The organism is Amycolatopsis sp. VC5-11 (assembly GCF_037034185.1).
GTDB classification, from domain to species: domain Bacteria; phylum Actinomycetota; class Actinomycetes; order Mycobacteriales; family Pseudonocardiaceae; genus Amycolatopsis; species Amycolatopsis nivea.
On sequence record NZ_JBAGKF010000007.1, the window covers coordinates 394,308 to 421,182 of the forward strand.

General features: G+C 70.5%; 27 protein-coding genes. 14 read left to right on the forward strand and 13 right to left on the reverse strand.

Going from position 1 to position 26,875, the window contains the following annotated elements; all coding sequences use genetic code 11:
• Window positions 1-12: 12 nt before the first annotated feature.
• Window positions 13-1,353: an MFS transporter gene (locus tag WA670_RS23480; RefSeq protein WP_336158843.1), complete on the reverse strand. Its 1,341-nt coding sequence runs from the start codon at window positions 1,351-1,353 to the stop codon at window positions 13-15.
• A 309-nt stretch (window positions 1,354-1,662) separates the two neighbouring features.
• Between WA670_RS23480 and WA670_RS23485 the strand changes: the two genes are divergently transcribed.
• Window positions 1,663-2,601: an alpha/beta hydrolase gene (locus WA670_RS23485; RefSeq protein WP_336158844.1), complete on the forward strand. Its 939-nt coding sequence runs from the start codon at window positions 1,663-1,665 to the stop codon at window positions 2,599-2,601.
• A 159-nt stretch (window positions 2,602-2,760) separates the two neighbouring features.
• On the opposite strand, the gene WA670_RS23490 is transcribed toward WA670_RS23485, so the two are convergent.
• On the reverse strand, window positions 2,761-3,399 hold the full coding sequence (locus WA670_RS23490; RefSeq protein WP_336158845.1) for a TetR/AcrR family transcriptional regulator: 639 nt from the start codon (window positions 3,397-3,399) through the stop codon (window positions 2,761-2,763).
• A gap of 111 nt (window positions 3,400-3,510) precedes the next feature.
• On the opposite strand from WA670_RS23490, the gene WA670_RS23495 reads away from it, so the two are divergent.
• From WA670_RS23495 to WA670_RS23520, 6 genes are all read left to right on the forward strand, one after another.
• A complete protein-coding gene (locus WA670_RS23495; RefSeq protein ID WP_336158846.1) occupies window positions 3,511-5,055 on the forward strand; it encodes an acyl-CoA synthetase in 1,545 nt (514 codons plus the stop codon).
• An 11-nt stretch (window positions 5,056-5,066) separates the two neighbouring features.
• Window positions 5,067-6,257 (forward strand): acyl-CoA dehydrogenase family protein, encoded by a 1,191-nt coding sequence (locus tag WA670_RS23500; RefSeq protein ID WP_336158847.1) that lies wholly within the window; start codon window positions 5,067-5,069, stop codon window positions 6,255-6,257.
• Window positions 6,254-7,576 (forward strand): MFS transporter, encoded by a 1,323-nt coding sequence (locus WA670_RS23505; protein WP_336158848.1) that lies wholly within the window; start codon window positions 6,254-6,256, stop codon window positions 7,574-7,576. The genes WA670_RS23500 and WA670_RS23505 overlap by 4 nt, the downstream gene beginning before the upstream one ends.
• Window positions 7,573-8,745 carry a serine hydrolase domain-containing protein gene (locus WA670_RS23510; RefSeq protein WP_336158849.1) on the forward strand — a complete coding sequence of 391 codons (1,173 nt, stop codon included), beginning with the start codon at window positions 7,573-7,575 and terminating at the stop codon, window positions 8,743-8,745. The genes WA670_RS23505 and WA670_RS23510 overlap by 4 nt, the downstream gene beginning before the upstream one ends.
• A gap of 49 nt (window positions 8,746-8,794) precedes the next feature.
• Window positions 8,795-9,367, forward strand: coding sequence for a TetR/AcrR family transcriptional regulator (locus tag WA670_RS23515; protein ID WP_336158876.1), 573 nt, complete (start codon window positions 8,795-8,797; stop codon window positions 9,365-9,367).
• Between the two features lie 97 nt (window positions 9,368-9,464).
• Complete coding sequence (locus WA670_RS23520; protein ID WP_336158877.1) at window positions 9,465-9,998, forward strand: hypothetical protein; 534 nt, start codon at window positions 9,465-9,467, stop codon at window positions 9,996-9,998.
• Here the strand turns inward: WA670_RS23520 and WA670_RS23525 are convergent.
• Genes WA670_RS23525 through WA670_RS23540 form a run of 4 tightly spaced genes read right to left on the reverse strand, consistent with a single transcriptional unit; the run spans window position 9,985 to window position 11,451 of the window.
• Entirely contained in the window at window positions 9,985-10,254 is a 270-nt protein-coding gene (locus WA670_RS23525) for a metal-sensitive transcriptional regulator (protein ID WP_037806392.1), read from the reverse strand. The two genes, WA670_RS23520 and WA670_RS23525, sit on opposite strands and share 14 nt — an antisense overlap.
• 41 nt (window positions 10,255-10,295) lie before the next feature.
• On the reverse strand, window positions 10,296-10,463 hold the full coding sequence (locus WA670_RS23530; RefSeq protein ID WP_162836033.1) for a hypothetical protein: 168 nt from the start codon (window positions 10,461-10,463) through the stop codon (window positions 10,296-10,298).
• A gap of 2 nt (window positions 10,464-10,465) precedes the next feature.
• Complete coding sequence (locus WA670_RS23535) at window positions 10,466-11,050, reverse strand: mycothiol-dependent nitroreductase Rv2466c family protein (protein ID WP_336158850.1); 585 nt, start codon at window positions 11,048-11,050, stop codon at window positions 10,466-10,468.
• Complete coding sequence (locus WA670_RS23540; protein ID WP_336158851.1) at window positions 11,047-11,451, reverse strand: DUF302 domain-containing protein; 405 nt, start codon at window positions 11,449-11,451, stop codon at window positions 11,047-11,049. Before WA670_RS23540 ends, WA670_RS23535 begins: the two co-directional genes overlap by 4 nt.
• Window positions 11,452-11,683: 232 nt before the next feature.
• Here WA670_RS23540 and WA670_RS23545 point away from each other — a divergent pair, with 232 nt between their 5' ends.
• Window positions 11,684-12,220, forward strand: a complete 537-nt coding sequence (locus WA670_RS23545) for a DUF2231 domain-containing protein (protein WP_037806387.1) — start codon at window positions 11,684-11,686, stop codon at window positions 12,218-12,220.
• Here the strand turns inward: WA670_RS23545 and WA670_RS23550 are convergent.
• The gene (locus WA670_RS23550) at window positions 12,217-12,651 is read right to left on the reverse strand and encodes a DUF6292 family protein (protein ID WP_037806385.1); all 435 of its coding nucleotides are present in this window, start codon (window positions 12,649-12,651) and stop codon (window positions 12,217-12,219) included. The genes WA670_RS23545 and WA670_RS23550 overlap by 4 nt on opposite strands.
• A gap of 208 nt (window positions 12,652-12,859) precedes the next feature.
• On the opposite strand from WA670_RS23550, the gene WA670_RS23555 reads away from it, so the two are divergent.
• The gene (locus WA670_RS23555; protein WP_336158852.1) at window positions 12,860-13,756 is read left to right on the forward strand and encodes a nitroreductase; all 897 of its coding nucleotides are present in this window, start codon (window positions 12,860-12,862) and stop codon (window positions 13,754-13,756) included.
• A 140-nt stretch (window positions 13,757-13,896) separates the two neighbouring features.
• On the opposite strand, the gene WA670_RS23560 is transcribed toward WA670_RS23555, so the two are convergent.
• The 6 genes from WA670_RS23560 to ccrA all read right to left on the reverse strand — a co-directional run bounded on the left by WA670_RS23560 (window position 13,897) and on the right by ccrA (window position 20,533).
• Window positions 13,897-14,709, reverse strand: a complete 813-nt coding sequence (locus WA670_RS23560; RefSeq protein WP_037806382.1) for an enoyl-CoA hydratase/isomerase family protein — start codon at window positions 14,707-14,709, stop codon at window positions 13,897-13,899.
• Window positions 14,706-16,208 carry an AMP-binding protein gene (locus tag WA670_RS23565; RefSeq protein ID WP_336158853.1) on the reverse strand — a complete coding sequence of 501 codons (1,503 nt, stop codon included), beginning with the start codon at window positions 16,206-16,208 and terminating at the stop codon, window positions 14,706-14,708. The genes WA670_RS23560 and WA670_RS23565 overlap by 4 nt, the downstream gene beginning before the upstream one ends.
• The gene (locus tag WA670_RS23570) at window positions 16,205-16,774 is read right to left on the reverse strand and encodes an OsmC family protein (RefSeq protein WP_336158854.1); all 570 of its coding nucleotides are present in this window, start codon (window positions 16,772-16,774) and stop codon (window positions 16,205-16,207) included. Before WA670_RS23570 ends, WA670_RS23565 begins: the two co-directional genes overlap by 4 nt.
• Complete coding sequence (locus WA670_RS23575) at window positions 16,771-18,117, reverse strand: MFS transporter (RefSeq protein WP_336158855.1); 1,347 nt, start codon at window positions 18,115-18,117, stop codon at window positions 16,771-16,773. The genes WA670_RS23570 and WA670_RS23575 overlap by 4 nt, the downstream gene beginning before the upstream one ends.
• A gap of 193 nt (window positions 18,118-18,310) precedes the next feature.
• On the reverse strand, window positions 18,311-19,201 hold the full coding sequence (locus WA670_RS23580; protein WP_336158856.1) for a LysR family transcriptional regulator: 891 nt from the start codon (window positions 19,199-19,201) through the stop codon (window positions 18,311-18,313).
• 57 nt (window positions 19,202-19,258) lie between these two features.
• Complete coding sequence (gene ccrA / locus WA670_RS23585) at window positions 19,259-20,533, reverse strand: crotonyl-CoA carboxylase/reductase (RefSeq protein ID WP_336158857.1); 1,275 nt, start codon at window positions 20,531-20,533, stop codon at window positions 19,259-19,261.
• Window positions 20,534-20,750: 217 nt separating this feature from the next.
• Between ccrA and WA670_RS23590 the strand changes: the two genes are divergently transcribed.
• The 5 genes from WA670_RS23590 to WA670_RS23610 all read left to right on the forward strand — a co-directional run bounded on the left by WA670_RS23590 (window position 20,751) and on the right by WA670_RS23610 (window position 26,874).
• Window positions 20,751-21,998, forward strand: a complete 1,248-nt coding sequence (locus WA670_RS23590; RefSeq protein WP_037806378.1) for a PucR family transcriptional regulator — start codon at window positions 20,751-20,753, stop codon at window positions 21,996-21,998.
• A 152-nt stretch (window positions 21,999-22,150) separates the two neighbouring features.
• On the forward strand, window positions 22,151-22,396 hold the full coding sequence (locus tag WA670_RS23595; RefSeq protein WP_037806376.1) for a DUF3311 domain-containing protein: 246 nt from the start codon (window positions 22,151-22,153) through the stop codon (window positions 22,394-22,396).
• Window positions 22,393-23,949: a monocarboxylate uptake permease MctP gene (gene mctP, locus WA670_RS23600; RefSeq protein ID WP_037806375.1), complete on the forward strand. Its 1,557-nt coding sequence runs from the start codon at window positions 22,393-22,395 to the stop codon at window positions 23,947-23,949. Before WA670_RS23595 ends, mctP begins: the two co-directional genes overlap by 4 nt.
• Window positions 23,950-23,986: 37 nt before the next feature.
• Window positions 23,987-24,793: an enoyl-CoA hydratase/isomerase family protein gene (locus tag WA670_RS23605; protein WP_336158858.1), complete on the forward strand. Its 807-nt coding sequence runs from the start codon at window positions 23,987-23,989 to the stop codon at window positions 24,791-24,793.
• Window positions 24,790-26,874: an acetate--CoA ligase family protein gene (locus WA670_RS23610; protein WP_336158859.1), complete on the forward strand. Its 2,085-nt coding sequence runs from the start codon at window positions 24,790-24,792 to the stop codon at window positions 26,872-26,874. The genes WA670_RS23605 and WA670_RS23610 overlap by 4 nt, the downstream gene beginning before the upstream one ends.
• Window position 26,875 lies beyond the last annotated feature (1 nt).

Genomic DNA, 26,875 nt, shown 5'->3' on the forward strand with positions numbered 1-26,875 from the left:
GTATTGAGCGACTCATCCGGCGACGAGTTCGCCCCGGTCCATTTCGTAGTGGCGGGTTTCCTTGAGCCCGAGGGTGCACACCGCGCTGATCAAGGCCAGCACCGCGAGGAATCCGCCCAGCGCAAGGGATCCGGCGACGCCGATGATCGGGGCGGCCACGAGAGGCGGTACCGCGCCGCCGAGGATACCTGCGACGTTGTAGCAGAATCCGGCCGCCGTGTACCGGTAGCGGGTGATGAACAGTTCCGGCATGAACGCGCTGACCGGACCGAACACGAGCCCGGCGAAGACCAGCGTCAGGCAGACCCCGGCGCCGTACGAAAAGGCGGTGCCGATGTCCAGCACCGGGAACAGGGCGAGTGCCCACGCCACCGAGACGAAGGTGGAGACGAGGATGACCCGCCGCCGGCCGAACCGGTCGGAGAGCACCGCGCCGAGGATCATCGAGATGCACCACACGACGCCGGCGAGCACGCCGATCGAAAGCACGGTGGTCTTGGCGAGATGCAGGTGGGCGGTGCCGTAGGAGGCGAGGAAACTGCCGCTGAGGTAGAAGAAAGCGAAGACCATGACCAGCACCCCGGACCCGAACAGCATCTGGCGCGGCTGGTTGCGGAACGCTTCCGCGAGCGGTGCGGACGAGGTGCCGGACCGGCTGGCTTCGCGGCGGAACACGGGCGACTCTTCGATCTTCAACCGCACGACGAGGCCGACGGCGATCAGGACGACGCTGGCCACGAACGGGATGCGCCAGCCGTAGCTGATGAAGTCCTCGTTGCTCATGGTGAGCCCGGCGATGAGGAACGTCAGGTTGGCCAGCACGACCGCCACCGCGCCGCCGAGCGAGCCGAACATCGAGTAGAAGCCGCGCTTGGCCTTGGGCGCGCTTTCCGCGGCCAGGAGCGTCGCCCCCGCCCATTCGCCGCCGACCGCGAGCCCTTGCAGGATGCGCAACAGCAGCACCAGCAGGGGAGCGGCAACGCCGATCTGGCCCGCGGTCGGCATGAGTCCGATGAGGACGGTGGAGAGCCCCATCAGGAAAAGCGTGGTGATCAGAGTCTTCTTGCGGCCGACCCGGTCGCCGAAGTGTCCGAACAGGATCGCGCCGAGCGGCCGTCCGAGAAAAGCCACGCCCTGGGTGGCGAACGCGGCTACCGTGCCCGCGGCGGGTCCGAGGGCGGGGAAGAACACGTGCGGGAACACCAGCGCGGAGGCGGTCCCGTAGATCAGGAAGTCGTAATACTCGATCACCGTGCCGGTGCTGCTGGCGATCGCGATGCGGCGCATGTCCTTCTTCGACGCCGCGACGGTGCGGGGCGGCTGGACGCCGGCGGTCTGCTGAGGCTGGTCCATAGCTCTTCCTTGAGGGGCCGAGTGTCAGTCAGAAGTAAAATATAAAATGCAGAGTCCTACTCTCTGTGCCGCGGGCGCGCGTGTCAACCGGCCCGGCGGGATTCAGCGGAAGGCGCTGTGCCAGGTAGTTTTTCGCGAGGTGTGCGCCGGTGCGGAAAAGCGTGCCCCGGTGGCCGCCGAGGCCAGGTCGCGCACGGATCCTGGGAGAGATCCTTCCTGGGAAAGAACCCGAACTGGTACGTCTCCGTGCCGAGGGCGAGTGTGGAAGTCAGACCGGGGAAACGCCCCGGGCCGGACAGAGGAGGCTTCGTGGCCACCGTCGAGCACGTCAAGTTCCGCAACCGCGACATGTACTGGGACATCGCCGCGGACCTGCACTTCCCGCCGGACTTCGACGAGTCCGAGACCTATCCCGCGATCGTCGTGGCCCACCCGATCGGCAGCTGCAAGGAGCAGACCTCCGGCAACGTCTACGCCCCCGCCCTCGCGGAGGCCGGAAACGTGGTCATCGCGTTCGACGCCAGCTTCCAGGGCGCGAGCGGCGGCGAACCGCGGTTCCTCGAGGACCCCGCCCAGCGCGTCCAGGATTTCAGCCGCGTCGTCGACTACCTGGTGACCCTTCCGTACGTCGACGTCGACCGAATCGGCGTGCTCGGCATCTGCGGAGGCGGCGGCTACACCCTCGCCGCAGCGAAGACCGAGAAACGCTTCAAGGCGGTAGTGTCCGTCACGGGCGCCAACTTCGGCCGCCTGCAGCGAGAGATGGCGAGCCAGAACGGCGGCGTCCTCAAGGCGCTCGCGACGATCGGCCAGCAACGCACCGCGGAGGCACGCGGCGAGCAGAGCGCAGTCGCCGGCTTCCTGCCCGAGACGGCCGAGGCCGCGCAGGCGACCGGCGACATCGACATCATCGAGGCGTTCGAGTATTACCGCACCGACCGAGGCCAGGCGGACCACGGCTGCGTCCTGTTCGAAGCGGCACACGGCACGGCCGCCCTGGGCTGGGACGCGTTCCAGCTGGCCGAGGAACTGCTCGACCAGCCCCTGCTGATCGTGATCGGCGACAAGAACAAGCAGGGCGCGTTCGGCGCGTACCGCGACGGCCACGAGATCTACAAGCGGGCCGCGTCCGCCGACAAGACTCTGCTCGAACTTGACGGCGCCTCGCACTACGACCTGTACGACCGCCCGAACGGGGCTGGCGAGGCATTGAAGACGATCGTGCCGTTCTTCACCGACAAGCTCTGAGCACGCGATCGGATGCGGTCCGGGCCAGACCTCGCTCCTCGTGCGGTGTGGCCGAACCCCAGGTCTCCGGAACCGGCGACCTGGGGTTTCGTGCTGTCGAGACGAGTTTCCCGTCGTAGACCGGAAACTTTACTCGACCGCGGCGCGGTGCCGAAAGCCTTAGTGCTGCGGCGAATCCGCCCCAGTAGGCGCGGGATCCGGCGGGTCTCCCTCGAAGCCGTTCGCCCAGTAACGGCCGCGCAGCGAGAGGTTCTGCAGCATCCCGGTGGCCTCTTCCGCCGACATTGGCGCGGGGTCCGTTTCCAGCCACCACCGCAGAACGGCGAGCTGTTCCCCGACCCACGCCCTGGCCAGCACCCCGAGGTCGATGCGGGGCTTGACGTCGTGGTGGTCAGCCCGGGACTTGAACACCGAGCACACCGCGTCGATGCGCGCGTCGGTGAACTGCCGGAGCGCCCGGCCGTCGCCCTCGCCGCGCAGGATGAGCAGGTACAGGTCCCGGTTCTCGCGGGCGTGGCGGAACAGTTCCAGCGCCGGTTTGCCGGTGAAGCCGACTGAGGACGCCGGGACCAGCGGGCGCAGGCGTTCGTCCAGTTCCTCCTGGAGTTCGGTGACGACGTGCCGCAGCAGGGCGTCCTTGTCCGGGTAGTGGCTGTAGAACGTCGCGCGGCCCAGGTCGGCCCGTTCGGTGATGTCCTCCACCGTCACGTTGGCGTATCCGCGTTCGAGCACCAGCGACACCAGCGCGTCGCGGAGCAGCCCGCGGGTGCGGCGGGTCCGTCGGTCAGTCGTCGGCAAGGGGCCCCCTTCGGTCGTTGCCGGCCCGAGTGTAGCGAACTGTTGACACCGCGACTGTTAATAGACACAGTGTTCAGCATTGGTCAATCTGACGGAAAACAGGGAGTCGGCGTGAACCTGGGCAGCTATGTCACCCGTGCCAGCACGTTCTGGCCCGATCAGCAGGCGCTGGTGTGCGGGGAGCGGCGGTGGTCCTACCGCGAGCTGGAGGAGCGGACCAACCGGCTGGCGTCCGCGCTGCTCGCGTCCGGCGTCGAGCCCGGGCAGGCGGTCGCCACCTTCTCCGGCAACAGCGCGGAGCTGGTGGAGACCGAGATCGCTTGCTACAAGGGCGGTTTCCTGCGCGTGCCGATCAGCGCGCGGCTGTCCGCGGGCGAGGTCGAGCACATCGTGGCGGACGCGGACGTGCGGGTGCTGCTGGTCGACGCCGAGCACGCCGAAGCGGCACAGAAGGCGGCTGCCGGGACGTCGTGCGCGCTGATCGACTACGACGGCCGCACGCCGGATGCCCGCTCCTATGCCGACGTGCTGGCGGCGGGGTCGCCGGAGCCGGTCGCGGTCGAGGTGAGCGCGGACGACCCGTCGGTTCTGCACTTCACTTCCGGGTCCACCGGGAAGCTCAAGGCCGCAGTGCAGACGAATGGGAACCGGCTGGCGAACATGCGCAAGCGGCTGATGAGCCCGGAAGGTGCGCCGTCCGCGGCGGAGCGCTATCTCGCGGCTGGTCCGATCACGCACGCCACCGGAATGGGTTTGCTGGCGGCCTTTTCCCGCGGGGCGACCGCGGTGGTGCTGCCGCGGTTCGGTGCGGTGGAGTTTCTGGAAGCGGTCGAGAAGGAGCGGATCACCTCGACCTTCCTGGTGCCGGTGATGCTGAACATGGTGCTGTCGCATCCCGGCCTGGGCGATTTCGACCTCTCCTCGCTTCGCTGCCTGCGGGTGGGCGGCGCGCCGGTGTCGCCGCAGCGGTTGCGCGACGCGGTCGCGGCGTTCGGCCCGGTGGTGATGCAGGGGTACGGCCAGGGCGAGACCACGAGCGGCGTCACGGTGCTGACCTGCGCCGACGTGGTGCGCGGGATCGAGGAGGACCCGGAGCTGCTGTCCTCGGCCGGGCGGCCGTTGTTCGACTCCGAGGTCCGGGTGGTCGACGACGAGGGCCGTCCGGTGCCCGCCGGGGAGCTCGGCGAGGTGGTGGTGCGCGGGCCGGACTGCGTGACCGAGTACTGGCACGAACCGGACCTGTCGGCGGAGACCTTCCGCGACGGCTGGGTCTACACCGGCGACATCGGCTACCTGCGCGCCGACGGCTATCTGTTCATTGTGGACCGCAAGAAGGACATGATCATTTCCGGCGGCTACAACATCTTCTGCACCGAAGTGGAATCCGTGCTCTACGAGCACCCCGCCGTTTCCGAGGCGTGCGTGGTGGGCGTGCCCGACGAGAAGTGGGGCGAGGCGGTGAAGGCGGTCGTCGTCCGCCGTTCCGACGCCACCGTCGAGGAACTGATCGAGTTCTGCGCGGAACGATTGGCACGCATCAAGAAACCCCGCTCGGTGGATTTCGCCGACGAACTCCCGGTGAACCGCAACGGCAAGATCGACCGGCGCGCGGTGCGGGACCGGTATTGGGCGGGCGAAGCCCGGAAAGTCCACTGAGGAGGCCCCGCATGTCCTTCACCCTCACCCCGGCCTACGACGACAACCCGCGGCTCGCGGAACTCGTCGGCCGGCTGCGCGAATACCTGGCGGGCGAACTCGCCGACTACGAGGCCACGCTCGGGCTGACCCCGGAAACACCGCTGACCCGGGCCATGATCGAACCGGTGTGGAAACGCTGCCGCGAACTGGGTTTCTACGGCGTCCACCTGCCCAGCGAGTACGGCGGCCTCGACCTGAGCTACACCGAACTGGCCGCGCTCAAGGAGGAGGTCGGCGCGTCCGGCCGGATCCTCTACCACTGCGTCCTCGGCGACTTCGGCGGCCCGCTGCGCGCCGGCGCGATCTTCACGACGGCCACCGAGGAACAGCGCGAGCGGTATCTGCTGCCGGTCGTCCGCGGGGAACGCGCGTGCTGTTTCTCGCTCACCGAAACCAATGCCGGGTCGGACGTGCGGGCCATGCGCACCACGGCGACCCCGGACGGGGACGGCTGGCGGATCAGCGGCCACAAGGTGTTCTCCTCGGCGGGACCGATCGCGGACTTCTCCGTGCTGGTCGCCCGGATGGCAGGGAAGGACGAGAGCTACTCGGCCTTCCTGGTCGACCTGGATTCGCCGGGCTGCACGGTCGCCGACGGCGAGGTTCCGATGTCCGGCCAGCATGTCGAGTCCGACATCATCCTCGACAACTGCTACGTCGGCCCGCAGCAACTGCTCGGCCGCGTGGGCGACGGGCTGCGCATCGGGCTCGGCCGGGTCACCACGAACCGGCTGCTGCACTGCCCGACGGTCCTCGGCCACGCCCGTCGCGCGCTGGAACTCACCATCGAATTCGCCCGCACCCGCCAGGTGTTCGGCGGCCCGCTGGCGGCGCTGCAGTCGATCCAGCACAAGATCGCCGACATGGCCACCGCGTACTACGCGGCCCGCGCGATGACGTATGACGCACTGTCCGAATTGGACTCCGGGAGCAAGCCGAGCACGGAGGCGTTCATGTGCAAACTGTTCGTGGCGGAGAACGCCTTCCGCATCGCGGACGAGGCGGTGCAGATCCACGGCAAGACCGGACTCGTGCGCGGGGCCGAGGTGGAGTGGCTGTTCCGGCGGCTGCGGATGTTCCGCGTGCTGACCGGATCGTCGGAGATCCAGAAGAACGGCATCGCCAAAGCCCTGCTCCAGCCGTCCGGGACACAGCGGTGAAGCCCGCCGGGACCCGGCCGCGTCCGGCCGCGCCGGCGGACGGGGCCGCGGGGAGCACTTGGCTGCGCCGCTGGTCGGTGGTGGGCATGCTGCTGCTGTTCATGCTGATCAACTACGGCGACAAGACCGTCCTCGGGCTGGCCGCGCGCCCGATCATGCACGAGTTCGGGCTGAGCCCGTCGCAGTACGGGTTGCTGTCGAGTTCGTTCTTCTTCCTGTTCAGCGTGTGCGCGCTGGCGGTCGGCCTCGCGTCGAGCCGGATTTCGACCCGGTGGATCCTGCTGGTGCTCGCGCTGGTCTGGGCGGTCACGCAGGTTTCGGTTGTCGCCGCGAGCGGGATCGGGCTGTTGCTGGTGAGCCGGATCGCGCTCGGCGCCGCCGAAGGGCCCGCGCAGCCGATGGCGCTGCACGCCGCGCACAGCTGGTTCCCCAACGCCAAACGCAACATCCCGAGCGCGCTGATCGTGGGCGGCGGCGCGCTGGGCGGGGCGATCGCGACCCCGCTGCTCACCGTGGTGATCGTGCACTTCGGCTGGCGGGCCGCGTTCCTGGCGATGTTCCTGGTCGGCTGCGTGTGGTGCGTGCTGTGGCTGGTGATCGGCCGCGACGGCCCGGTCGACCGCGTCCCGGCCGGCGCGGCCCCGGTCCCGGCCGCCCGCGTCCCGTACCGGCGGATCCTGCTCTCCGGGACGTGGCTCGGCGGGTTCACCGGAGCGTTCGGCGCGTACTGGACTTCGACGCTGATGGTCGCCTGGCTGCCCACCTACCTGGAAACCGCGCTGGGCTACAGCACCGGCGAGGCGGCGGCGATCGCGACGATTCCGTGGCTGGCCGGGCTGATCCTGACCTTCGCGCACGGCGCGATCACCCAGTGGCTGCTGCACCTCGGCGTGCCCAGCCGGATCGCCCGCGGCATTCTCGGCGGGTGCGTGCTGATCCTGGCGGGCTTGGCGATGGTGCTGCTGCCGACGGTCACGCAGCCCGCGCTCCGGATCGTCCTCATCGCGGTCGCGTTCAGCTTCCACGGCGTCACCTTCGCCAACGGCCAGACGGTCAACAGCGAGATCAGCCCGCCCGCCCAGCGCGGCGCGGTGCTGTCGGTCAGCGTCGCGCTGGTCACCATTGCCGGACTGCTCGCGCCCTACGTCACCGGCCGGCTGGTCGAGGCCGCTGACGGGCCGGCTGCCGGATTCGCGACCGCCTTCGCCATTCCCGGAGTCCTGATGATGGCGGGCGGGCTGGCCGCCCTGTTCTTCGTCCGTCCGGAACGCGACGCCCGGCGCATCGCGGCACTCGCCGCAGCCAAGGAGAAACCGTGACCAATCCGTACACTGTGGACAACGCGTACTGGAGCCGCGGTTACGTCGACCCGGCGTTCGTCCGCCTCGGCATGACCCGCGCCAGGGAAACCGGCCCGACCCGGCGGGTGTGGCGCGGCGCGGGCCCGCGCTGGGACCTGCGCGAGGACCTCGAAGACCTGGACAACCTGCTCGTCATCCCGAGGACCGGGGACCCGGCCGTCAAGCTCACCGAATTCCTCGCCGCCGCGGAGACCGACGCGATCCTGGTGGCGCACCGGGGAAAGATCGTCTACGAGCGCTACTTCCACGGCATGCGGCCCCACGACGTGCACCTGTCCGCGTCGGTGGCGAAGTCGTGGACCGGGCTGCTCGCCGCGCTGCTCATCGACGAAGGCGTGCTTGACGCCGATCAGCCGTTGTCCCACTACGCGCCCGAACTCGGCGGCACGGCGTTCGGCGACGCCACGATCCACCACCTGCTGCACATGGGCACCGTGATGGACTACGGCGGTCGGCCATTCTGCAAACCCCTTGAAGCGCAACGGTATTTCGCCGCGGTCGGCATCGTTCCCCGTCCGGCCGGGTTCACCGGACCGACGAGCGTCAAGGAACATCTCGCTACCGCGCGGGCCGTCGCACCGCCGGGAACCGAATTCCGCTACGACAACGGCAACACCGAGGCCGTCGCCGAAGCCCTTCGCCGCGTCACCGGGGTCAGCCTCGCCGATCTGTGGAGCGAACGGGTCTGGGCCTGGCTGGGCGCGGACGAGGACGGCGCGTACTGCCTGGACTCCACCGGGACGGAGATCGCGTGCGGCCGCTACAGCGCCACCTTGCGCGATCTGGCCCGGGTAGGGGAGATGCTGCGCCGCGGCGGGACGGTCGGTGACCAGCAGCTCGTGCCGGAACGCGTCGTCGCCGACCTGACCAACGTGCCGCCGGGACCCGCTCAGCGCGCTCTGCCGACCGGTGCCGCGCGGCCGATCGGGTACCACAATTTCTGGTGGGTCCCCGGCGACGGCCACGGCACGTTCGGCGCGCGCGGCATCCACGGGCAGCGGCTGCAGGTCAGCCCGGGGCGGGAACTGGTGATCGCCCACTACGGATCGCACGTGATGTCGCCGTCCGTTCCGGTGCCGGCGCTGGAAGCGGTGTTCGCCCAGATCGGCGACCATCTGACCGGATAAGACAGACCGTTCTCTCTGCTAGCGTGGGCTTGTGGTGCAGAAGATCCGGGTGTCCGAAGCGAGGTCGAGGCTGCTCGCGACGGCCACCCGGATCTTTTACGCCGAGGGCCTCCACTCGGTGGGCGTCGACCGGATCGTGGCGGAGGCGAAGGTCACCCGGGCCACGCTCTACCGGCATTTCCCGGGCAAAGAAGACCTCGTCGTCGCGTATCTCCAGGGCGTGTCCGAGATGGAGCGCGAGGGGATCGGCAAGATCCTCGCGGGGAATCCGCCCGCGGCCGACGCCCTGCGTGCCATCGCCGAGTGGATTGCCGAGAGCATCCAGTCGGCGCACTTCCGGGGCTGCGCGTTCCTCAACGCCGCGGCGGAGTATCCGGACCCTGCACATGCCGTGCACCAGGCTGTCCTGGCGCACCGAGAGTGGTTCCTCCGCACGATCACGGACCTGTTAGCGCAGATCGGCACGTCCGCACCGGAGCCCGCGGCACGGCATTTCGTGATGCTGCGCGACGGTGCGATGGCCTCGGGCTGCCTGACGGACTCGGCCGAGGTCGGCGACACGTTCCTCCAGGGCGTCGACGGCATCCTGCGGCATCGCCTCGGCGCCGCGGAGCGCCCGTAACACTTCTGAAAGACCGGCGGGCGTTGACGCCGCCACTCGGTTGCCGACAAGCTCAGAGAGAACGAACGTTCTATCTCTCTGGGCTCTCGGAAGGATCATCGTGACCATCGTTGACTCGCCCGCCGGAACCGCTCCGGCGTTGCGTCGCCTGTACTTCGTGCGGTTCGCCTTTGCCGTCGTCTGGGCCGCGCTCCTGTTCCTCACGTCCAAGACGGCTGTCGGCCCGATCGGGGTGGTCCTGGTCGTCGCGTATCCGCTGTTCGACGTCGCCGCCGCGGTCGTGGACGCGCGCTCGTCCCGTGCCGCCGGGTTGTACGTGAACATCGCGATCAGCCTGCTGGCGGGGATCGGCCTCGCGATCGCCAGCGCGTCCGGCGTCCCAGCGGTGCTGCGGGTCTGGGGCGTCTGGGCGGTGGTGGCCGGTCTTGTCCAGCTGATCGTGGCCGTCGGCAGGCGCGGGATGGGCGGCCAGTGGCCGATGATCCTCAGCGGCGGCATCTCGGTGCTGGCCGGGGCGAACTTCATCCTCAGCGCGGGCGCGCCGAACCCGTCGCTGGTCACCGTGGCCGGGTACGCGGTGCTGGGCGGGATCTTCTTCCTGGTCTCGGCGATCCGGATCAGGCGAGCGTGAGGAAGAGCTTCTCCAGCTGTTCCTCGGTCATGGCGGCCTGGTTGCCTTCGCTGTCGGCGGAGACGCAGTCGCGCAGGCCGCTCGCGATGATCTTGAACCCGGCCCGGTCGAGCGCGCGGGAGACCGCGGCGAGCTGGGTGACCACGTCCTTGCAGTCGCGGCCCTCGTCGATCATCGCGATGACCCCGGCGAGCTGGCCCTGCGCGCGGCGGAGCCGGTTGCGGACCTGGGTGACGGTGTCCTGGTCGCCGATCATGGCTGGTCTCTCCCTGGTTGGCCGGTGGAAGTCACGAGTGGTCAGGAACGGTTCTTGCGCCACGGCCACGACCGGCGCGGACGCGGTTCGGCGGGGTGCCCCGGGCACCACTGTCCGGCCGGGACGGTCGCCTTGACCTGGTCGACGTGCTGGCCGCATCCGGCCCACGTGGTTTTGCCGCAGGTGCGGCACGCGACGGGACGGCACATGGTCATCCTTCCGGGATCGTCGGGGCGCCGGTGCGCGGGCGGCGGAATTCGGCGAACGCCGGGACCGCGGCGGTCGTGCGCAGGGCGTCGAGCAAGCTGCGCCCCTCGGCCGGGGCGGGCAGTTCGGTGAGCACCGGGCCGAAGAACGCCCGGCCGTCGATCGCGGTGATCGGGCTTCCGCCGGTTTCGCCGAGCGCGTCCTGGCTCTCCTGGTGCGCACGGCGGACGGACGGGTCCGCGTCGGTGGAATCCGCTTGCTGGGCAAGGTCTTCCGGCAGTTCCGCGTCGCGCAAGGCCGCGCGAAGCAGTGCGCTGTTCACTGGCTGCCGCTGCTCGTGAATCCGGCGGCCGAGCGCGACGTGGAACCGGGCGGCGGCGGCCGGGTCCGCGATCGCGGCGCGGACCCGGCCCGCGCGCAGCGAGTCCTCGACCCGCTGACGGTGGCCTTCCGCGACGGTGTTGCCCTCGTTGAGCACGGCGAGGCTCATCGGCCGCACGGAGAATTCCGCGCCCGTGTCGGCGAGCCAGCGGTAGGCGAGCCAGGCGAACGGGCAGACCGGGTCGCCGTAGAGCACCACGTCGGTCATGTCAGCTCCCGATCGAGCGCGTCGAGTGCGGATTCGAGCCGCGCGGCAGCCTCCGCGGCGACTTCGGCGACGCCTGCCTCCGGCGCGACCTCGGCCATGACAGCGGGGTTGATCGCCTCGACGACTGTGCCCTCGGCCCCGTTCTCGCGGACCACCACGTTGCAGGGCAACAGCAATCCGATCTCGCGGGTCGCGGTCAGCGCGCGGTGGGCGAGCGGGGGATTGCACGCGCCGAGGATGGTGTAGCGCTCCATCCGCTCGTCCAGCTTCTCGCGCATCGTCGCCTGCACGTCGATCTCGGTCAGCACGCCGAAACCGGCGTCCGCGAGCGCGGTTCGCGTCTTGGCCATCACGTCGTCGAAACCCGCGTCTCGGTAGGTACGGGACAAACCCAGTTCCATGGCGGCTCCTTTCCTCGGGGCCCACCATACCCCCGGGGGCATCGGTTATGCCCCCGGGGGTATCTGTCGCTGGGGCACTGTCCGATGTGCGGCAGCTTGTAGCCGCTTGCCCGACGCGTACTGTGACCGCCTCGCCCACGCGGGGACAAGCCGGGATTCTTGGCTTAGCCTCACCGTCGTGCCGCTGGGTGTTCAGCGCGCACTCACGAACCCGCACCACGTTAAGGACGCCATGACGACCGTCAACGGCCTGCCGGCCCACATCCTGCTCGTGCACGCGATCGTCGTGCTGCTGCCGTTGAGCGCACTGCTGCTGGTGTTGAGCAGCGTCTGGCCTAAAGCGCGCGGCAAGCTCGCCGGTCCGAACGCCGTGCTGGCCGTGGTCGTGGTGATTCTGGTCCCGATCACCACGAACGCCGGGGAGTGGCTTGAACGCCGGGTCGCGCAGACACCGTTGCTGCGCGACCACACCGAACTGGGCGACACGGCGCTCTGGGTCGCGATCCCGGTCGCTGTGCTCGCGCTTCTGGTGTGGTGGCGGGAACGGGAAAACACCCGTTTGTCGGCGGATACCGACGATTCGCCCGTCGCGGGTCGTCGGACTTATCTCGCACCCGCGTCGACGAAAGTCACGGCAGCCGTCGCGGTGGTCGCGGTCTTGGCGGCCGGTGCGGCCGTCTACGACATGTACCGCATCGGCGATTCCGGTGCGCGGGCCAGCTGGCAAGGGAACTTCAGCGAGAACGCCGCTCCGCGTCACGCGCGTTAGCGGGCCGGGCTTTCCTGCCGGTAGCCGAGAAGAAGGGCGATCAAGTCGGCCCGCCCCTGGGTGAGGTCCGGCGGCGTGGGCGGCGGCGTGCGCTGAGTCCGGGCGCGGACCGCGCGGACGAATTCCCGGACCCGGGCCGGAGCGGGGACCAGCTCGCCGCCGAGGCAAGCCACCAGGATCAGGTCCTCGCCGGAATGGGTTTCGATGGCGAACGACCAGCCGTGCCGTTCGTCCCACAGCAGCGCGGTGTCGCGTCCGGGATGGACGGAGAGGTGACCGTCGAGCGCGAGGTAGGCCGACATCGGCGAATCGAGATCGATAGTGCAGGACTCCGGGCCGACGCCTGCCGCGGCGCTCACCGCGTCGAGATAGGCGGTCAGTCCGCAGAGCAGGCGGTATTCGTGGTCGGTGGTCAAGGGCTGGACGGTCATCGGCGCTCGTTTCCGCCGCCGCGTCGAACGGCGGTCCGCTTCAGGCTGCGCGCCGGGCGAATGGCGGACTAGGGCCGAAGGTCACCTGGCCAGGCGCCGCCGGAAGCAACCGGTGACGTTGGTCCCTGTGCTCGGTGGCTTGCGGCCGGTGCGCGAAGCGAGGCAGTCGGGTTGGCTCGGGTCGTTCGCCATGACAGGAGTGACCGCCATGGAAAAGACAGCGACCGGGGAGTGGACGCTCGCCGAGGCGGAGGTGCTGGGCCGTTCTGTGCTGCGTTTCCCTTCGGCGCACGACACGCAGCCCTGGCGAGTCGAGTTGACCGACGGTGCGGTGCTGCTGCGAGAGCGGGTCGACGTGGCGTTGCCGCGACGCGATCAGGCGATGTCCTGCGGGACGGCGCTCGCGAACCTGGAGTTGGCGGTCCGGGTGCTCGGCAGGCGCGCGGAAATCACCGTGCTGCCGGACCCGGAGCAGACCGACATTCTCGCGCGGGTCGAGGCGGCGGAGCCATTGCCGCCGACGGACCAGGAACTTCAGCGGTACGGCGCGATCATGGTGCGTCGGAGTCACCGCGGGGCGTTCACCGGACTGCCGGTCAGGGCGGAGCAGACCGCCCGCGTCGCGGCGGCCGCTGTGACGACCGGGGCGGAGGCGATCCGGCTCGACGGGGTGGCGCGGCTCGCGAGGTTCTTCGGCCACGCCGCCCGGACGCTCCAGGACGAGGCGGCGGGAACGCCGTTTGCCGCGCTGCCACCCGTCGGTCCGGAGTTGTTCCTGCTGCGGGAACGGCTCGAGCCCGAAACGGCGCTGCTTTTCACGACGCCCGGCGATGCGCGCATCGACCACATCCGGGCCGGTTACGCACTGGAGCGCTGCTGGCTCGAAGGGGTGACCCTCGGCCTCGCTGGCGCGGTTCTGACCCAGCCGCTGCGGGTGCCGGGGGTCCGGTCAGCGCTGTGCGAGGACTATCAGCTCGCTGGGTTTCCGCAGGCTCTGCTGCGGCTAGGGCGTTCGACGCGGGTGGCTCCGGCGAGTCTGCGTCGCGGGGTCGCTGAGGTGTTGGGCGAGCGGTGGGTGCGTCGAAGCCGAAGGCCGGTTCCGTGAAGGCCGTTGGTCCCTCGAATTCGGGACGACCCGACGGACTGCCGACGCGGATGACCACGCGACGGTTCGCCGCCCTGTGAGGCGCCAGGCGAGGGCGATGATGTTGCCGGGTGCCCGCGCTGGACGGGCACCCGGCAGGCTCAGTCGAAGTCGGCGTACCGGCGGTCCCGCCACGCGAGGGCCGCGCCGAGTCCGCGGGTCGCGACGAGTTCGGTGAACTCTGCCCGCTCCGGTGTCGAGGCCGAGTTCAGCACCGCCGCGATGTCGTGGTTCGCGGCGACGGCGTCGCGCAGTCCCATCGCCTCGTACGCTCGGGTCAGCGCGCGTTTGGTGTAGCGCAAAATGGACAGCGGGGTCAGGGCGATCTTCCGCGCGAGCTTGTCCACAGTGGACTCCAGCTCGGCGGCGGGCACGACGCGGTTCACCATGCCGAGTTCGAGCGCGCGCCGGGCGTCCACCACATCGCCGGTGTACAGCAGTTCGTTGGTCGCCTTCTGGCCGAGCAGGAACGGCATCAGCAACGTCACCGGACCGGACCCGAAGCGGATCTCGGGTTCGCCGAAGTGCGCGTCCTCGGCGGCGACGAGCAGGTCGCAGGCCATCGCGAGCTCGCAGCCGCCGGCGAGGCACCAGCCCGACACCGCGCCGACGACCGGCTTTCCGAGCCCCCACACCTTCATGGTCAGCCCGATGTTGTTCTCCAGGCCGGCGTGCCATTGCTCGGCCGTCGAGATCCCCGCCTCGACCTCCTGCGAGATGTCGTAGCCGACGCTGAACGCCCGCTCGCCGCCGCGCAGGACGACGACCTTGACCGTGTCGTCCTGTTCGGCCTCGTCCAGCGCCGCGGTCAGTTCCTGCATGAGCTCGACGGACAGGGCGTTGAGCTTTTTCGGCCGGTCGATGGAGATCCAGGCGGTTTCGCCGCGGAGTTCGGTTCGGATGAAGCTGGTCATCGGGTGCCTCCAGGGGTGTCGGGGGAGAGGACAGGTCCGTCGGCGTGGCGGGCGCGCAGCGCGCGTTTGTCCACTTTGCCCACGGGAGTCAGCGGCAGGCGCTCGACGCAGGTGAACGCGTCGGGCACCCAGAACGCCGGGAATCGTTCGGCGACATGGGCTCGCAGCTCGGTTTCGTCGACCAAGCGGCCTTGCCGGGGCACCAGCACGGCCACCGGGCGCTCCGTCCACTTGGGATCGGCGCGTGCCACGACGGCCGCGGCGGACACCGAAGGGTGGGTGCAGAGGTGTTGTTCGAGCTGCGCGGACACGATCCATTCGCCGCCGGACTTGATGAGGTCCTTGGCGCGGTCGTGCACCGCCAGCCGCCCTTCTTCGTCGAGCGACGCGACATCGCCGGTGTCGAACCAGCCGTCCCGGTCGCCGACGACGAACGGTCCGCGCACCTGGAGCGTCCCTTGCTCGCCGGGCGACCCGGAATTCCCGTCGATCCGTGCCTCCAGCAGCGAGACGAACCTTCCGGCGCGGACGCTCGGGTCGGCGCGTTCGTAGGTGCTGACCGCGAGCGTCTCGGTCATGCCCCAGGCGGTCGCGACTCCGGCGCCGAGGACGTCCCGGACCAGATCGACGACCGAGCGCGGGACCGCGCTGCCGCCGGTGAGGACTTCGCGCAGCGCGGCCGGCGGCGCGGTGCCCAGTTCGGCGAGATGGCGGCAGACGTCGAACCACACGGCCGGCACCGCTGCGGCCACCGTGACGCGTTCGGCGTTCAGCATCCCGGCGATCCGCGCTGGTGTGAGGTCGTGGCCGGGGAGCACCAGCGACGCACCGGTGAGCGCGGCGACGAACGGCAGGCCCCACCCGTTGACGTGGCAGAACGGCACCAGCGGCAGCACCCGGTCCCCGGCCCGCAGCCCGGAGGCGTCGGCCGCGCTCTGGCTGAGCGCGTGCAGTACGACGTCCCGGTGCGTCACCTCGTAGCTCTTGGCCGGACCGGTCGTCCCGCTGGTGTGGAAGCGGAACGCGGTGACGTCCTCGCGCAGGTCCGGCAGTTCGGTTTCGACATCCGCGGCGAGTTCTGCTGCAGCGGCGACCGTGATCCCGTGGCCGGCGAGTTCGGCGGCCGCCGCCCGGACCGCCGGTCCGACCGAGCGGTGGTCGAGCGCTTCCTGGCCGACCACCAGCAGATCGGTCCGCGAGCGATCGGCCCGCGCGACCATCGCCGCGCTGTCGAGCCGGAGGTTCAGGCTGGTGAGCGTCGCGCCGAGGAGCGGGACCGCGTACATCAGCTGGAGGTGTTCGAGGGTGTTGAACGCCAGCACCGCGACGCGGTCGCCCTGGCGGATCCCGTACCGCCGGTGCAGGCCCGCCGCCATCCGGACAATGGCGTCGGCGAGGTCGGCGAACCGGAGCCGGGTGCCGTCGGCGACGACCTCGGATCCGGGGTGGACGTGCTTCATCCGCCAGACGAGATGGGCGAGGGTGAGCGGGACGCTCATGCTTCCGCCAGCGTCGTGGTGACCTCCACCGGGCCGGCGAGGGTGTCGCGGATCGGCGACCGGCGCTGCACCGCGGCGGTCAATTCGGAGAGTTCCTCCCGGGTCGCGGTGGGTGAGGCGGCGTGCACGGTCACGCGGATCTGGCGTGCGCCCGGCCGGGCGTCGTCGTCGAGGCCGAGGAACGCCTGGAGGTCGAAGTCCGCCTCCAGTTCCAGACGCAGCGAGGACAGTTCGATGCCGCGGGCGGTCGCGTTGGCGGCGAAGGTGACCGAGTAACACCCGGCCAGCGCCTGGAGGATGTACTCGGCGGGGCTGGCCGCGCGGTCGGTGCCGAGCAGCGCGGCGGGCTCGTCGGATTCCAGGACGTAGCGGGCGGTCCGGCCCGGCACCGCGGCGCCGGCCTGGCGGAGGTCGCCGGTGGTGGCGCGCTGGTGGCAGCCGTGCTGCCAGTCCGCGTCGAGGGTGAAGGTGACCTGGGCGAGTTCGGGCTGCTGCCGGACGGCCTCGACGGTGGCGGCGAGCGCGTCGCGGTCGATTCCGTTGGGGGCGGGGGCGGTCTGAGTCATCGGAGTTCTCCCATTTCGCTCGTGCGGTCGCGGGGTCCAGCAGCGACCGCGGGGTGTTCCGTGCTGGTGCGGAAGGTTTCGGGGGCGAGGTACGCGCAGACGCCGGTGATGACGCTGAGCACCAGGCAGTAGCCGACGACGAGCCACGGCCTGCCGTTGTTCGCGACGAGCAGGCTGCTGGCGATCAGCGGGGCGAGGCCGCCGGACAGCACGGAGCCGAACTGGTAGCCCATCGACGCGCCGCTGTAGCGCACGCCCGCCGGGAACATCTCGGCGAAGAACGCGGCCTGCGGCCCGTACATGGCGTCGTGGAACAGGTTGATCCCGACGACCATGCCGACGGTGACCAACAGCGGATTCCCGGTGTCCGCCAAGAGAAAGAACGGTGCGATGAACACCGCGCTCGTGACGGTGCCGAAGAGGTAAAGCGGGCGGCGGCCGTAGCGGTCGGACAGCCACGCCCAGGCCGGGACGGTGACGAGGCTGAGCGCCGACGCCACCAGCACCGCCCGGAGGCCGACCTCGTCGTCGGCGGAGCGGGCGATGTAGGCGATGCCGAAGGTCGTGTACAGGTAGTAGAGCGCGTTCTGGGACAGCCGCATGCCCGCGGTGAGCCAGACCGGACGGCGCTGTGTCCGCATCAGCTCGGCGAGCGGGCGCTCGGGAAGCCGGTTCTCCTGTTTCATCCGGACGAACGACTCGGGCTCGGCGAGTTTCGCGCGGATCAGCAGGCCGACCGCGACGATCGCGCCGCTGGCGAGGAACGGGACGCGCCAGCCCCACGAGAGGAACTGCTCGGTGGTGAGCAGCGTCCGGCCGAGGGTGAACGCGCCGGCCGCCATGAGCATGCCCGCGGAGACGCCGATCTGGGTGAAGCTGCCGTAGAACCCGCGCCGTCCGGAGGGCGCGCTTTCGACCGAGACCAGCGCCGCGCCACCCCATTCGCCGCCGACGCCGAAGCCCTGGGCGAGCCGCAGGAACACGAGCAGCACCGGCGCGGCGACGCCGATCGAGGCGTACGTCGGAAGCAGCCCGACCAGCGCGGTGGCGCAGCCCATGATCAGCAGCGAGGCGACGAGCATCGCCTTCCGCCCGATCCGGTCGCCGACGTGCCCGCCCACGAGCGCGCCGAGCGGCCGGGCCAGGAACCCGACTGCGTAGGTGCCGAACGCGGCGATCAGCCCGAGCGAAGGGTCGGCGCCGGGGTAGAAGAGCGGGCCGAATACGAGCGCCGCCGCGCTGCCGTAGAGGAAGAAGTCGTACCACTCGATGGTGGTTCCGATAAAACTGCCGAGCGCGACCATGCGTGCCGAGGGGGTGCGCCGCGTCGTTGCCTGCGCCATGGTTCTCACCGTTCTGTGGTCGGTGGAAGTGCGGTGACACCAGGAAAACAACGGATTCGGCGGCGATCAACGACCAGTTTTCCGCAGTGCTGTGCAGAATCGCACAGGGTTGGTCGGAGGTCCATTGTGGACAGTTGAGGAGGGCGCGTTGGCGCGGAGGAGGAGCGAGCAGCTGTTACCCGCCGCCGGTTCATCATGGACAGTCGAGAAGGTCGCGTTCGCGGACCAGCCCGTCGATGGCCGCCGCCATGGCGCGCACGCGGGCCAGTCGGGCGAGCGCGTGCGGAACAAGCAGCCAATAGCTGTGCGGCACCGCATGCGGAAACGTCTCGACCGGCCGCAGCCCGGCGGTGCGGTCGCCGATCCACGACGGCAGAAAGGCGAATCCCAGCCCCTGGCGGGCGGCGCAGATCTGGCCGGAGATGGTGTCGGCCCGGTATTTCGGGCGGGCCGAGGGCACGGCTCGGAAGAGCGTTTCGAGAGTCGGGGCGCACAGCGCGTCTTCGGTGTACCAAAGGAAAGGCGCGTCGGCGAGGTCGTCGGCGGACGCGATCGGCGCGTAGTTTTCCAGCAAGGCCGGAGCGGCGTACAGGCGCAGTTCGTAGTTCGCCAGCAGGCGCGCGTCGACGGCGCGGGTGCTGGGGCGTTCGATGGCGATCGCGAGGTCGAACTCCCGCGTGCTGAGCGACGCGTGGACGTTCGCGATCACGAATTCCAGCGACAGCGACGGAAACTCGCGCGCCAGCCGGTGCAGGCCGGGGATCAGCAGGAAGGTGCCGAAGCCGTCGGGGGCGGTGACGCGAACGGTTCCGGTCAGGTGATGGCCGGTTTGCAAGCAGTCCTCGCGCGCGGCGAGCACCGCGGCTTCGACCGCTTCGGCGTGCTCGAGCAGCCGCGTGCCTGCCGTCGTGAGCACCCAGCCGCCGGGTTCGCGGTGGAACAGCCGTTGTTCCGCGGTGCGTTCGAGGTGCGCGATGTGCCTGCCCACCGTCGTGTGGTTGAGGCCGAGGTGTTTCGCCGCTTCGGTGAGCCGGCCGCGGCGGGCTACCTCGAGGAAGATGCCCAGGTCGTCGGCGGAGATCATCGGAATCCTCCCGGCGCGCGGGCCCGGGGGCGGGCGGGCCGCCCCCGGGCGCTGGGTTCAGGCGCGGCCCTGTCCCGGCGCGGCGGCGCCGATCAGCACCGAGACGTTGCCCAACACGTCCTCGCCGCGGCCCATCGCGGCGTGTGCGGCCGGCACTTCGGTGAACGGGACCGTCCGGCCGAGCACCGGGTCGATCGTGCCCGCGCGGACCAGGTCGTTGTACGCGACGGCCTGCTCGTCGTTCGTGCCGTGCGAACCTTGCAGCCGCTTCTGCCGCGTCCAGTGGTAGCGCAGGTCCACCATCGCGTCGAAGCCGGTCGTGCCCGCGCAGATCACCACCATCCCGCCGGGGCGGCACAGGAAGATGCTGGTCGGGATCGTGGCCCCGCCGGGGTGCTCGAACACGATCGCCGGGTCCTCGCGGGACCCGGCGATCTCCCACAGCTTCTTCCCGAACGCCCGCGCGCCCTTCGTCCATTCCTTCTGCCCGGCGGCGTCGTCGACCAGCGGCGGCACGCCCCAATGGCCGAACTCGCGGCGGTTGAGATAGCCGATCGCGCCGTGCTTCATCGCGAACGCGCCGCGCTCGTCGTCGGAGACGACCGCCACGGCGCGGCCGCCGGCGGCCCGCACCATCTGGCAGGCCTGCGTGCCGAGCCCGCCGGAACCGCCCCAGACGAGCACGAGATCCCCGTCCTGCAGGGTGTTTCCGGCCCAGCCGTAGAGCATCCGGTACGCCGTCGTCCCGACCAGTGTCGGCGCCGCCGCCTCCTCCCACGACAGGTGCTCGGCCTTCGGCAGCACCTGGTGCGCCTGCACCCGGGCGAACTGGCCGAACGCGCCGTAGTTCGTGTCGTAGCCCCAGATCTTCGCGCTGGGCGCGATCATCGGGTCCCGGCCCGCCGCGATCCACGGGTCCTGCTCGTCCCACACCCCGGGGTGCACGATGACGTGCTGCCCGATCTCGACGCCGGTCACCCCGGCGCCGACCGCGTAGACGATGCCCGAGGCGTCCGACCCGCCGATGTGGAAGTCCTCCGGCTCCCCGCGCTTCTGCCGCGTCGCGATCTGGTCGACCGGATAACCGCGCGCGGCCCACACGTTGTTGTAGTTGATCCCGGCGGCCATCACGCCGATCAGCACCTCGCCCGGTCCGAGCCGCGGGGTGTCGACCAGTTCGGGACGGAACGCGTCGGCCGGGTCGCCGAAGCGGTCCTGCCGCACGACCTGCGCGTGCATCCGGGCCGGCACCACGCCCAGCGGCGGCAGCTGGCCGATCGGGACCGGCTCCGCTCCCGGGGTCGCGACGCTCGTGCGTTCTTCGTCGTTCATCAGTGCACTCCTTCGTGAACGGACCGGCGCGCCGCTCGGTCCCGGCCGCGGGTTGTGCGCCGAGGCAAAAGGGGATCCGGGGAATTCACGCCGGTGCGGCTGTCTGCGCGCCGGGGATGACGCAGGCGACGCTAGAGGGGCCGGGCGGCGCGAGTCATGAGAAGAAACGATAAGTTTGGCGGCGAACCCTCGGAGAAACTGCGAACGGCGGTGCGGAATGGCGACGGACGCTTCGCGGCGGCAGGCAGTGCTGGACAAGGTTTTCGCGCGCCGGCACGAGCTGGCCGAGCAGCTGGTGGCCGAGTACCGCCGCGAGATCCCCGAGTACGGCGAGCTGCCCGAACCGGTGCTCGTGCGCGACGTCACCGAGGCGGCCGTCCTCAACATCGAATTCCTCGTGCGCAGCCTCGCCGACGACGATGCCGACCGGAGTCTCAGCGACTCGCACGAATGGCTCCGGCGCAGTGCCGCGCGCCGGGTGCACCAGCGGGTCAGCCTGCCGTCCCTGCTGCGCAGCTTCCGGCTGTGGGGCATCCGGCTGTGGCAGGCCATGGACGAGCTGGCCGGGGCGGGCAAGGCGGGCAGGCTGCTGTCGATCGAGCTGGCCGAGGCGACGATGGTGCACGTCGACCGGGTCTCGACCGCGGTCACCTCGGCGTACGTGCGGGAATCCGCCACGATCTCCGCCGACCGCACCGCGCTGCGCACCGACGTCCTGGAAACCCTCCTGACTGGCGAAGCGGTGAGCGAGCAGGCCCGCAGGCAGAGCGCGGTGCTGCGGATGACGCTGCGCGGGCCGGTGCTGGTCGCGGTCGTGCAGCTGCCCGCCGGGGTCGACTCGACGATCGGCGTGCAGTCGGCGATCCGCGCGGTGCGCAACCAGCTCGCTCCGCTGGCGAAGGAATTCCTGGTGGGCGCGCGGGAGTCCGAGGTCGTCGGCATCTGCTGCCTGGACGCGGCCGAGGACGCCCGCGAGATCGAGCCCGCGTGCGACCGGCTCGCCGACCCGGAACGCGGCTGGGCTGTTGGCGTCGGCCGCGTCGCCGAGGGCCTGCCGGGCGTGCGCCGGTCCTACGGCGAGGCGCGCGAAGCGGCCGACCTCGGCGGTCCGGCCGGCGGGCGGACCCGGGCCGTCCGGTTCGGCGACGTGCTGCTCGACCGGCTCCTGCGCGCGCCGGGGCACACCGACGCCCTGCTGGAGGAGACCGTGCAGCCGCTGCTGGACTACGACGCCCGCAAGGGCGCGCCGCTCCTGCCGACGCTGCGCGCGTACGTGGGCGCGAACTTCAGCCTGACCAAGGCCGCGGCGGAACTGTCGGTCAACCCGAACACCGTGGTCTACCGGCTGCGGCGCATCCACACGCTCACCCGGCGCGACCCGCTGCAGGTGGACGACCTGCTGCTGTTGTCGCTGGGGCTGCGGCTGTACGACTCGGGTGCCGCCGGGCTGCCGGACCTCTCGTAAAAACCGAGACGAATACCCGCGGAACTTCTCTGTTCCTCTCATGACGTGGGTTACTCGCGCCGCTTAGCGTCTGTCCCCGACGGCACCGGTCAGGTCCCCACCCCAGCTGCGCGCCGTCAGCCCACCCGCCTCGGCTCAAAGGAGAGTCCAAGATGGGCGATACCGTCGCGCCGTCCTCACGGCGTCCGCTGCGCGTTGTCCTCTCCGCCTTCCTGATCCTCGCCCCGGTCACCGCGGGCCTCGCCGTGCCGCTCTACCAGCGGACCGGCCCCGCACTGGGCGGGATCCCGTTCTTCTACTGGTTCCAGATGGCCGCGGCCGTGCTCACCGCCTTGTGCACGAGCGCCGTCTACCGGCTGCTGTTCGCCGGCGAGAAAGACGCGGAGGGCGAGGAATGACCTTCAACCCCGTCACCTTCACCGTTTTCCTCGTCCTGATCGGCGTCGTCACCGTCATGGGCTTCGCCGCCAGCCGCTGGCGGCGCGCCAAACAGGCCGAGCAGCTCGACGAATGGGCGCTCGGCGGCCGCACGTTCGGGCCGTTCGTCACGTGGTTCCTGCTCGGCGGCGACCTGTACAGCGCCTACACCCTGATCGCCGTCCCGGCCGCGATCTTCAGCATGGGCGCCTTCGGCTTCTACGCCGTGCCGAACGCGATCGTGTTGTACGCGCTGGGTTTCCTGTTCCTGCCCAAGCTCGTTTCGCTGGCGCACAAGAAGGGCTACGTCACCCTCACCGACTTCGTCAACGACCGGTTCGGGTCGAAGGCGCTGGGGCTCGCCGTCACGATCACCGGGCTGCTCGCGACCCTGCCGTACCTGGCGTTGCAGCTGGTCGGGCTCGAGGTCGTGTTCGGCGCGCTCGGGCTCGGCGGCTCGGGCTCGTGGTTCGTTCGCGACCTGCCGCTGCTGATCGCCTTCGGCGTGCTCGCCACCTACACCTACTCCGCCGGGCTGCGCGCGCCCGCACTGATCGCCTTCGTCAAGGACGGCCTCACCTACCTCGTGGTCATCGCGGCGGTGATCTGGGCCCCGATCAAGCTCGGCGGATTCGGCGAGATCTTCCGCAAGGGCGGGGAGGCGCTCGCGGGCAAGGCCCCGGCCGGCCCCGATCCCACGATCGCGGTGAACCCGAGCGTCTACCTGACTCTCGCGCTCGGGTCCGGGATGGCCTTCTTCCTGTACCCGCACGCGATCACCGGCGTGTTCGCGTCGCGAGGCGCGAAGACCGTGCGGCGCAACATGTCCGTGCTGCCGGTCTACACCGTGTTGCTCGGGTTCGTCGCGCTGCTGGGCATGATGGCGCTCGCGATGGGCGTCAAGCCGCACGACGGCAACCCGCAGTACGCGGTCCCGCAGCTGCTGTCGGCGCTCTTCCCGCCGTGGTTCACCGGGATCGCCTACGCCGCGATCGCGATGAGCGCGCTGGTCCCGGCGGCAATCATGGCGATCGCCGCGGGCAACCTGGTGAGCCGCAACCTTTACCGCCAGTTCCGCACGCGGCCGGTCAGCGCGAAATCGGAGACGCTGGTGTCGAAGGTCGTGTCGGTGCTGGTGAAGGTCGGCGCGCTGGTGTTCGTGCTGACTCTCGACGCGAAGTTCGCGCTGAACTTCCAGCTGCTGGGCGGGATCTGGATCCTGCAGACCCTTCCCACCGTCCTTTTCGGACTGTTCACGAAGCGGTTCGCCGACCGGCGGGCGCTGCTCGCCGGACTGCTGGTGTCGGTCGCCTACGGCACCTGGGCCGCTTACGAGGTCAAATCCGCGACCGGCGGCCCGTTCGGCGGGTCGACCGCGAAGCCGTTCTTCTTCGACAGCCCGATCTACATCGCGATCTCCGCGCTGGCGCTGAACTTCGCGGTGGTCGTGCTGGGCAGCGTCCTCGTCCGTGCGCTCGGCGCGAGCCCGCGCGGCGCGGTCGCGGCCGAAGAGCCGGTCCCGGCCCCGAACTGATCCCCGTTCCCGTTCTCCCGGAGGAGGAGTTTTCCCGATGACACCCGGCATTCGCGTGTCCGACCGGGGCGCCGTGCGCGTCCTGACCATCCACAACCCCGCCAAGCGCGGTGCGTTCTCCGGCGACATGGCGCCGGCCCTGCTGAGCGAACTGGACCGGGCGGACGCCGATCCGGCGGTGCGAGCCGTCGTCGTTACCGGCGAGGGCGGATGCTTCTCCTCCGGGCACGACCTGCAGGAAGTCCTGGAGAAGCCGGAAACCGCGGGCGATCCGGCGGCGAACGCCGCGTTCGGCAGGCCCGCGGAAATCCTTACCCCGGTCATCGCCGCGGTCGACGGCCCGGCGTACGCGGCCGGGTTCATCCTGGCGCTCAACTGCGACCTGCGGGTCGCGAGCCGGGACGCCCGGTTCTGCGCGGTGGGCGCGGCGATCGGCCTGGTGCCGGTCGGCGGTCAGCTGAGCAGGCTGCTCGACCTGGTCGGCTACCCGGTCGCCTACCGCTGGCTCGCCACCGCCGCGCCGTTCGGCGCCGACGAAGCGCTTCGGCACGGCTTCGTCACCCACGTCCACGACGGCCCGGAAGCTCTCGAAGGAGCACTGGAACTGGCCGAAGCCATCGCCGCCGTCTCGCCCGCCGTGGTCGCCGCGGTGAAGGCCGGGCTCCGGCACAGCCTGCGCCACGGCACGGACGCCGGGCTGGCGGCGGAACCCGCTCTCGCGGCGCTGGTCCGAGAGTTGCCCGACGGCGGCGAGGGCGTCTCCGCGTTCCTGGAACGTCGTCCGCCCGCTTACCCGGACCATCCCGGCGACCACCACGACCGCATTGCCGAGGTGCTGTCGTGACGACGGTTTCGCTGTCCGGCGAGCGGCTGCGCGAGGACGAGATCCGCGAGTTGGCCATCCGGTACGGCGTGCCGGCCAACCCGGTGACGTTCGCCGCGACAGCCATGGAAGCCGGAGCCGCCGCCGCGCGGATCGCTCGCTCGGTCGCGGTCAAACTCGTCGCCGACGGCGTGGTGCACAAGAGCAAGGCGGGCGGCGTGCTGCTCGGTGTCGACCCGCTCGACGTCGTCGACGCGGTCGAGAAATTGTTCGCCGCTCAGACGGGACAGGGCGTCGCGGTGCGCGGCGTGACGGTCGAGCCGATGGTCGAACCCGGCCTGGAGGCGGTGGTCGGCGCGTTGCACGACCCGGGGTTCGGCCCGGTGGTGATGGTCGGGTCCGGGGGAGTGGACGTCGAGACGCTCGGGGACGTCGCGTTCGCGCTCGCTCCGCTCGATCTCACCGGAGCGGTCGCGCTGATCGACCGGACCCGTCTCGGCGCGGTGCTGCGCCGCCGGTTCCCGGACGCGCACGCGGCGCTGGCGGACCTGCTCGTGCGGGTCGGCGGCGCGGACGGGCTGCTGCTGTCCGAGCCGGTAGACCAGGTCGATTTCAACCCGGTCGTCGTCGGGCCGGACGGGATCGTCGCCGTCGACGCCCGCGCGGTGACCAGGTCCCCGGCACCTCCCTCGGCACCGCCGGTCCCTGCAGAGGCTTACGCGCAACTCCGGCCCGCCATCTATCCGGACAGCATCGCAGTGCTGGGAGCCTCGGCCGACCCGGCGAAGATGGGGCACCGAGCTGTGCGCACCCTCGTCGACCAGGGCTTCGCCGGAGCGGTGCACCCGGTGAGCCGGTCGGCGACCGAGATCCTCGGCCACCCTGCTGTGCGGGAAGTCGGTCAGTTGCCCGACGGCCTGGACCGGGCCGTGGTCGCGCTACCCGCCGCCGCGGTGCCGGACGCGTTGCGCGCACTCGCCGCGAAGGGCACGAAAACCGCGCACGTCTACACCGCCGACACCGCCGATCTCGCCGCGGCAGTCGCCGGAACCCAGCTCCGCGTGCTGGGACCCAACTGCATCGGCCACTACACGCCCTACTCGCGGATCACGATGATCGACCGGTCGGCTTCCTCGGACGAAACGGGCGGCATCGCGTTCGTGTCGCAGTCGGGCACCTACGCCGGCGATGTCGTGCGCCGCGGCAAGGAATTGGGGCTGCGGTTCAGTTTCGTCAGCTCGGTCGGCAACTGCGACGACGTTTCCCCGTCGGAGTTCCTGGCGTTCTGCGAGGCGGATCCGCGTACGTCGCTGGCCGCGTTCTATCTGGAAGACGACAGCGACGCGGAGCGGTTCTTCACGCTCGCCGCGCAGGTGTCGATCCCGGTGGTGCTGTTCAAGGGCGGCCGGAGCGCGGCGGGCGGCGCGGCGGCCGCTTCGCACACCGGCGCGCTGGCTAGCGATCCCCGGCTGTTGCGCGACGCGGCGTCGGCCGCCGGGGTCGTCCTCGCCGGGAATCTGGACGAACTCCTCGACACCCTGCTGGTCGCGCAGTACGCGCCCGGCCTGACCGGCATCGGCCTCGGCCTGGTCGGCAGCGGCGGCGGGGTCGCGGTCGTCGGTTCGGACATCGCCCACGACCACGGCCTCGTCCTGCCCTCGGTTTCGGCCGAGACAGCGGAATCCCTCGCCCCGTACGACGCTCCCGGCAGCAGTCTGCACAACCCGGTCGACATCCCGATCTGGTCGCTGTTCGACGGTGACCGCTGCTTCACCGGCGCGCTGGCCGCCGCGCTCGCGCGAGATCCGGGCGTTGACAGCCTGTGCGCGTACCTCGATCTCGGGACCGTCTACGACCTGAAGGAGAGCGCGGAAGCCGCCGACCTCGTCACCGCGCTCACCCGCGATCTGCTGACCGCCGATCGCGGCGACGTCCCGCTCGTTTTGGTGCTGCGGACCAGTTTCAGCGCGGAGCAGGACGCGCTGGCCCGCCGCTTGCGCACGATGGCGAGCGAGCACGGCGTAGCCATGCTGGACTCGGTCGAACGCGCGGTGGCCGCGCTGGGGCGGGTCCGCGCGGCCACCGCGTTCCGGAGGAGGTGAC